The sequence below is a fragment of the Oceanobacillus luteolus genome (assembly GCF_023715655.1).
Classification (GTDB): domain Bacteria; phylum Bacillota; class Bacilli; order Bacillales; family Amphibacillaceae; genus Oceanobacillus; species Oceanobacillus luteolus.
Genome location: NZ_JAMBON010000168.1, coordinates 1 through 379, shown reverse-complemented (window position 1 = coordinate 379; position 379 = coordinate 1). Strand labels below are relative to the sequence as shown.

The window sequence follows — 379 nt, the reverse complement described above, 5'->3', positions numbered from 1 at the left end:
ACACCGCCTGCCCGGACTACTGCTTCTATCTGGCGGAAACCCTGCTGGTCATCGACCATCAGACCAAGCATACCCGCATTCAGGCCAGCCTGTTCACCCCGCTGGAGAGTGAAAAACAGCGCCTGGAGCAGCGCCTGAGCCAGCTGCGTCAGCAGCTGAACGAGCCGCCGGCGCCGCTACCGGTTACCACCGTGGCCGAAATGCGCTGCGACGTTGACCAGAGCGATGAAGAGTACGGCGCGGTGGTGCGCAAAATGCAGCGCGCGATCCGCGCCGGGGAAATCTTCCAGGTGGTTCCTTCCCGCCGCTTCTCGCTGCCCTGCCCATCGCCGCTGGCCGCTTATGATGTGCTGAAGAAGAGCAACCCCAGCCCGTACAT

General features: G+C 63.3%; 1 protein-coding gene. It reads left to right on the top strand.

From position 1 onward, the window contains the following. Window positions 1-379 (top strand): chorismate-binding protein (locus M3210_RS20225; protein WP_251518114.1); only part of this gene is annotated, 379 nt, incomplete at both ends.